This is a genomic window from Leifsonia sp. KNZ12-8B, from assembly GCF_056755495.1.
This window is the reverse complement of record NZ_JBPGXM010000165.1, coordinates 1-7011: the sequence shown is the minus strand read 5'-3', so window position 1 is coordinate 7011 and position 7011 is coordinate 1. Positions and strand designations below refer to the sequence as shown.

The window sequence follows — 7011 nt, the reverse complement described above, 5'->3', positions numbered from 1 at the left end:
AGATGTGTATAAGAGACAGGACCGGCACTACTTGAACGCGACGAATCCGCGCCTGATGATGGGTGGCGCCGGCGGGCGGGGTTCCAGTGAGACCGGCAGCACCATGGGCGGGTCGGGCGGCGGCATCGTCGTCGTGAGCTACGACTCCATCTCGGCGGCCGCTGGCAAGGAGATCAGGTCGAATGGTGCGACGGGACTGAACCCGCCCGGCGGAGGGGCGCACTCCGGCTCCGGAGGCGGCGCAGGCGGTCAGATGCGTATCACGGCGGTCACGCTGAGCACGCCGGTGACGATCTCGGCGGTGGGCGGCGTGGGGGGCACCCCGACCGCGAACCGCTATCACGGTGGCGTGCCCGGCGGCGGTGGCGGTGGCGGTGGTGTCTGGCTCGAGACGTCGAACGTCTCGACCTCGTGCCCGGCGACCAGTGTTCCGAACGCCACGATCAACATCTCGGGTGGTTCCGGTGGCAGCCGCATCACGAACCCGAAGAACTCGCTCCTGACCGGTGGTGCAGGCACGGGCGGCATGGGTCTGCCGTGTGTGAGCCGTTTGCAGCTCGTTCCGTCGTTGTCGACGACGGCGACGGACGCGCTGGATGGCGACCACGTCCTCCTGCAATCGGGTGGGACGGTGCGTGACACGTTGACGTACACGGGTTTGACGCCGGGTGCGTCGTACACGGCGAAGGGCACCCTGTGGGATAAGGCGACGGCGAAGGCGACCTCGATCACGGCGAACACGACGTTCACCGCGGATGCGTCCGGATCGGGCACGGTGGATGTGGTGTTCACGGTGCCCGCCGGGTATGCGGGTGCGTCGCTGGTGGCGTTCGAGACCGTCTATGACGCGGGCAACACGGCAGTGGTCTCGCATGAGGATCTGGCGGATGCGGCGCAGACGGTGTCGGTGCCGGATATCGGTACCGTCGCTGTGGATAAGGCGGATGGTGATCACACGTTGACCGCCTCGGGTGGCACGATCACGGACACGGTGACGTATACGAATCTGGTGCCGAATGCGGCATACACGGTGAACGGCACCCTGTGGGACAAGGGGTCGGCGTCGGCGACGCCGATCACGGCCTCGAAGACCTTCACGGCGTCCTCGACCGGATCCGGGACGGTGGCGTTGGACTTCGCGGTGCCCTCCGGGTATGGCGGGAAGGCGTTGGTGGCGTTCGAGCGGGTGTTGTCGGGTGCGACGCTGATTGCGACGCATGAGGACATCACCGATTCGAATCAGACGGTGTCGTTGCAGGTGAAGCCGTTGATGGTGAACAAGGTGGATGAGACGGGTCGGTTGATCGATGGTGCGTCGTTCGGGTTGTGTCAGGAGGTGTTGGCGCAGATCATCTGTACCGGGTTGCCGGGGTTCACGCAGACGGCGGCGGGTGTGTTCAGCATCGCGAGTCTTCCGGCGGGGACGTATCAGTTGAAGGAGACGCAGGCTCCTGCCGGGTATTACGCGTTGGCGAACCCGGTGCGGTTCACGGTCGCGGCGGATGGAACGCTGGCGCTGCTGTCTTCTGATCCGAATGTGTCGTTGAGTGATCAGACGATCACGGTGAAGGATGTCGCGATGCCGGTGGATGTGGTGAAGGTCGGTTCCGATGGGGGCACGAATGTGCCGCTGAATGGTGCGGCGTTCCTGGTGTTCCCGTTCAGCGGGTTGGATGCGCAGGCGCGGGTTGTGGTGCCGGATACGGTGGCGCCGGTGGCGGGGGTCTGGTATCGGGTGAACCCGGCGAACATCGCCGCGTATCAGCAGGTCCAGTCGAAGCACACCGGGTGGGCGTTGACGTTCACCTCGGATGCGTCGGTGCCGGCGGGGACGGTGCGGTTGTCCGGGTTGGTGGCGGGGACGCAGTACGCGTTGGTGGAGATGGTCGCCCCGACCAAGCATGCCCTGTTGGCGGAGCCGATCCAGTTCAGCGTGGACGCGGGGAAGACGATCACGATTGCGCAGGCGTCGTTCCATCCGGAGGCGAAGGTGGACGCGAATCAATTGACGATCACCGACCCTGCCTCGATCGTGTTGCCGTTCACCGGGGCTGGTGCGGGGTGGCAGTACGGGTCCGCTGGTGTGGTGGTGCTGCTGCTGGGTGCAGGGGTCTACCTCCTGCTCCGGCTGCGCAACACTCGCCGACAGGGTGAGCGGGAGACGGCCTCGGCCTGACCCATCTGAGTGCGGGGGGGCCCCGGACCGGGCGCCCCCCCCGCGGCGTGCGCCCCCCCCCCCCCGGGGGCCCCCCCCCCCCGGCCCCCCCCCCACTCCTGTGTCCACCGAACACGCACGTGGGCCGACCAGACCACCGACGGACGGCGGCATAGTCCGTGACGCTGGCTGCTCGCTCGCGCAATTCGATCGCGCACTCAGCCGAACGACGCGGCGGGCGCGTTACCGTCGCCCACGCAAGGACATGAGGAACGGAAAGAACAGATGAAGAACCCTGGACGGCAACGAACGAGGCTTGTCGTCGCGCTGTCGATCGTCCTCGCCGTCGTCGCGACGATCGCGGGCTTTCAGGTGGTGCAGGCGTCGCAGACCTACGCCACCCCAGAGGTGAAACCGCCGAAGGCCGGTGGTGTCGCCGGCTTCGTCTTCGCCGACCGCAACGGCAATGGCAAGCACGACCCGGATGAGCCGGCGCTCGACCGCTGGAAGGTGAGCGCGTACTCCACCGGTCCGCTGCCGCTCACCTCCGTGAAGTCGGACAAGGACGGTATCTTCCGGTTCCCGCCGATCGAGTACGTGACACCCGGGCACGAGAGCGTGCAGCTGCACGTGACGCCTGTGATGGAGGGACCGGCCGAGCTGCCGAACGGCGCGACCGACTCGCAGCTGGAGCAGAGGTTCACGGCGAAGCTCGGGTCGACCCTCGCGATCCCGGTCGCCTCCTACCGGCTGTGCCCACAGCTCGAGGAGTGTCCTGGCGTGAAGCTGCCCGACCTGAAGCCGATCCTGACCGCGACGGGCTACGACGAGAGCATCTATCCGGCGCCCACCACCACGTTCGTCGATACCACGGAGAAGCCCGGCCGGGTGCTGCTGCGGTTCGCGAGCTCGAACGCGAATCTGGGCGGCCTCCTGCATCTGATGGCGGAGCCGGTCAAGCCGCTCGCGGATGGACGGGCGGTGCAGCAGCGGGTGTACGGCGACGGCGCCGTATACGTGAACGAGGCGGGAACGTTCGAGTATCACCCGAGTCACCACCACTTCCACTTCGGTGACTTCGAGAAGTACGAGCTCGTGGCCGAAGACCGCAAGACGGTGCTGCGCTCGGGGGAGAAGGTCAGCTTCTGCCTGACCGACATCGTCCCGGCCAAGGGTAAGGGGAAGGCGCCGAAACGCGCCGATGGAGACCTGTTCCTCGATCTCCCGCCGCTGGAGTGCAACGCGAAGGAGCAGGGGATCAATGCGGGCTGGAGCGACTACTACGGTCCGCAGCTGCCGGACCAGTGGATCGACGTCACCGACCTGCCCTCGGGGAAGTACTGGGTGCGCATCACGGTGAACCCGGAGCACCGCCTCCTCGAGTCCGATTACACGAACAATGTCGCCGAGTTCCCGGTCGACTACCAGGCGCCCGAGTAGGCCGGAGAGGAGTCATCGTGCGTCTGATCGCCGTCGCCGTCACCGGGGTGCTGGCCATCGCGGCCCTGAGCGGGTGCGGTGCCACGGCACCCGGGCCGGCCGAGGACACCTCGGGGTGGACCCTCCATGTCCACCTCACCGACGGGCAGGCGCGTCCACAGGGCGAGCAGTTGGAGCTGCGACGCGGCGACACGCTGACCATCGTCGTGGAGGCGGACGCAGCGGGTGAGCTGCATGTGCACTCCAAGCCGGAGCAGCACGTCGAGTTCCCCGCCGGATCGTCCACGCACGAGTTGCGGTTCGACGTGCCAGGGGTCGTAGAGATCGAGGACCATGCCAGCGACACGGTCATCGCCCGGGTCGAGGTGGAGTGAGTGCTGCGGGCGCACGGGCTCGGCGGCGGCGCCGACCTGCCGATCCCGCCGGAGCTCGCGATCGGGGGCGGAGCTGCAGCGCTGGCCGTGTCGTTCATGGTGCTCGTCTTTGCCTGGCGGCGGCCGAAGTTCGCCGACACCCCAGGCAGGTGGCGGCTGAGGCTGGCGAGGCTCACGAGGGTGGTGGACAACCCGGTGACGCGGTGGACGCTGCGCGTGGCCGGACTCGCGATGTTCCTTTTCGCCGCGACGGCCGCGGTGCTCGGACGGGACAACCTGACCAACCCCGTGTTCGGGATCGTGTACGTGTGGCTGTGGGTCGGGATCGGGCCCGCCTCCCTGCTGCTCGGGCCGTTCTTCCGCGCGGTGAGCCCGGTGCGGACGCTGCACCTGCTCGTGTCGAAGGTCTCCGGTGCCGATCCGGCGGAGGGTTCGGTGCCTTACCCGCGGCGGCTGGGGTACTGGCCCGCCGCAGTCGGGCTGTTCGCCTTCGTGTGGCTGGAGCTCGTCGTGCCGAACGGGACGTCTCTGGTGGTCGTGAATCTGTGGTTCACCGTGTACCTGCTCGTGACCTTCGTCGGAGCCTCCCTCTTCGGAACGCGGTGGCTGGAGCGGGTGGATCCGTTCGAGGTGTTCTCGACGCTGGTCGGGCGGCTGTCGCCGTGGGGGCGCGATGATTCCGGGACGCTCACGCTGCGCAATCCGCTGCGCAACCTCGCGAGCACACCGGTCGACGCAGGGCTGGTCGCCGTGGTCGCCGTCCTGCTCGGGAGCACGGCCTTCGACAGCCTCCACTCGTCCAGCGGTTGGGTGAACTTCGCACAGTCGATGGCCCTCGACACGTTCACGCTGAACTCGGTCGCGCTGGTCGCGACGTGCGCGGCGGTCGGCGGCGCGTTCGCGCTGGCGACCGGCTTTCGCCCGGGGCACCTCGCTCACTCGCTGGTGCCGATCATCGTCGGGTACTTCGCCGCGCACTACCTCTCGTACTTCGTGGAGGTCGGGCAGCAGACCCTGATCTACGCGAGCGACCCCCTCTCCACCGGATCCGACCTGTTCGGGACGCGGTCGTGGGAGGTCGACTACTGGCTGTCGTATCAGGTGACCCTGCTCGCCTCGCTCAAGGTGATCGCGATCGTCATGGGGCACGTCGTGGGCGCGATCTCGGCGCACGACCGCGCGCTGCAGACGCTGCCGTCCCATCGCCGCATACGAGGGCAGCTGCCGCTCCTGTTCGTCATGGTGCTGTACACCTATGCCGGGCTGTACCTTCTGTTCGGCGGGCCGGGCGCGTCCGCCTGACGGCTACGCCGACGGCGTGTACGCCGTCACCCGGTGCGGCACCCGTACGGGGCCAAACCGGCCGCTCTGCGCCGAGTGGGGTACCCCCGTCCGGGTGTCACGGCCGGGATTGCGCGCGGGACCGGCCCGATCTGCGTCCTGGCGCGCATCCGACGCGTAGTCGCTGTGCGGGTGCGTAGGCGTCCGTCCGAGCGGCGCTTAGCCGGGCGCCGGCCGACGCGTAAGCCTTCCGAAAGCCCGGATCCACGCGGGTCTGCGACCGTACGCTCATTCGGACCCTGCCCGATCAGGGTGCCCGATGTCGGACCCGGTGCGCCGGCACCCGGCTCCGCGTCCTCCCGCATGCAGTCCAGAGAGCAACGACATGAAACCGACAGACCCGAGCCACCTCGGCCCGGAATCCCCGAAGACCCGAGCTCGCCGCGCGGGCTTCCCCTCCCGGCTCGCCGACGCCTGGCTGCGTCGCTCGCTGGGGATGACCCTGGCGTGCGGCGTCGTCCTGAGCGGAGGGATCGTCTCCGACCAGTTGTTCGTCCCGGTGCCGGCGGCCGAGGCCGCCACCTCCGTCTCCGGCGTCCTCAACTCGTACCAGGCGGTCTCCGCCGTGTCCGGCACGAACGTCACCGTCACGGGCTCGATCACCGGCGCGGGGACCGCGTTCAAGGTCGGCGACGCCGTGCTGCTGATTCAGATGACCGGAGTGTCGCCTGCTGTTCCCGGCTCCAACTTCGGCAACTTCGACAGCACGACGATCACGGCGATCTCCGGCAGCACGATCACGTTGGCGGCGGTCACGAAGTCCTACAGCCCATCGACGGAGAAGGTGCAGCTCGTCCGCACCTACACCGACACCGGGACCACGACCGTCACGAGCGACGTCAAGGCGCTCGCCTGGAACGGCACCACCGGTGGAGTGATCTCGATGGCGGGGCAGAATCTGCAGCTCAACGCGAACATCGACGCGTCGGGGGCGGGATTCGCGACGGACAAGGCGCCCACCAAGCAGGTCGTCGCCGCGCGCTCGACCGGACAGGGACAGACGGCGGGCCGCGGCTCCAACGGCACGAACTTCCTCACCTGGGGAGACCTCGACGCGTACACGCGCTACGAGTGGGACGGAAAGGGCGGCAACGCCGGCGGCGGAGTCGACGGTGGCGGCGGTGCTGCCCCGGTGGCATCTCGTGGCGGCGCGGGCGGCGGAATCGCGGGAGGCGCACAGAGCGGCGCCGACTCCGGCAGCATCACCAGCGCAGCCGGTGCGGACGGCGGGAAGGCGACGATCAGCCCACGGGGCACCGCCGTGGAGGCGCTCCACGACGGCTCCGGCGCCGCAGGCGGCGGTGGCGGCGTCGTGGGCGGTGGTGGTGGCGGCGGCGCCAACGGCTCCGGTGCCGGCGGTGGCACCGACGGCGGCGGTTCCGGCGCGTCGGTGACCCTCAACGTCAAGCAGAGCGGCGTCATCGTGGAGAACTACCCCACGGCCGGTGGCGGTGGTGGTGGTGTCCGCAGCGTCGGCAACGGTGGTGACGGAGTGCCGGGCGGGCAGTCCGGCACCCTGACCTACGACTCCATGAACGAGGGCAGCGGCGGTGGCGGCGGCGGTTCGTACGGAGGCGGCGGCGGTGTCTCGAACAATCTCCCCGGCGGTGACGACGGCGGCGGTGGTGGCGGCGGTGCTGCCCCGGTGGCATCTCGTGGCGGCGCGGGCGGCGGAATCGCGGGAGGCGCACAGAGCGGCGC

General features: G+C 68.8%; 4 protein-coding genes and 1 pseudogene. All 5 read left to right on the top strand.

Annotated features, from left to right (window positions below; all coding sequences use genetic code 11):
• The coding region (locus ACR9ZG_RS17200) for a VaFE repeat-containing surface-anchored protein (protein WP_481286065.1) at positions 1 to 2176 on the top strand (2176 nt) is incomplete at its 5' end.
• A gap of 264 nt (positions 2177 to 2440) precedes the next feature.
• Entirely contained in the window at positions 2441 to 3595 is a 1155-nt protein-coding gene (locus ACR9ZG_RS17195; RefSeq protein WP_481286064.1) for a lysyl oxidase family protein, read from the top strand.
• 17 nt (positions 3596 to 3612) lie between these two features.
• On the top strand, positions 3613 to 3969 hold the full coding sequence (locus tag ACR9ZG_RS17190; RefSeq protein WP_481286063.1) for a hypothetical protein: 357 nt from the start codon (positions 3613 to 3615) through the stop codon (positions 3967 to 3969).
• The gene (locus tag ACR9ZG_RS17185) at positions 3970 to 5271 is read left to right on the top strand and encodes a hypothetical protein (RefSeq protein WP_481286062.1); all 1302 of its coding nucleotides are present in this window, start codon (positions 3970 to 3972) and stop codon (positions 5269 to 5271) included.
• A gap of 364 nt (positions 5272 to 5635) precedes the next feature.
• Positions 5636 to 7011: pseudogene (locus ACR9ZG_RS17180) on the top strand (hypothetical protein); the annotation flags it as partial.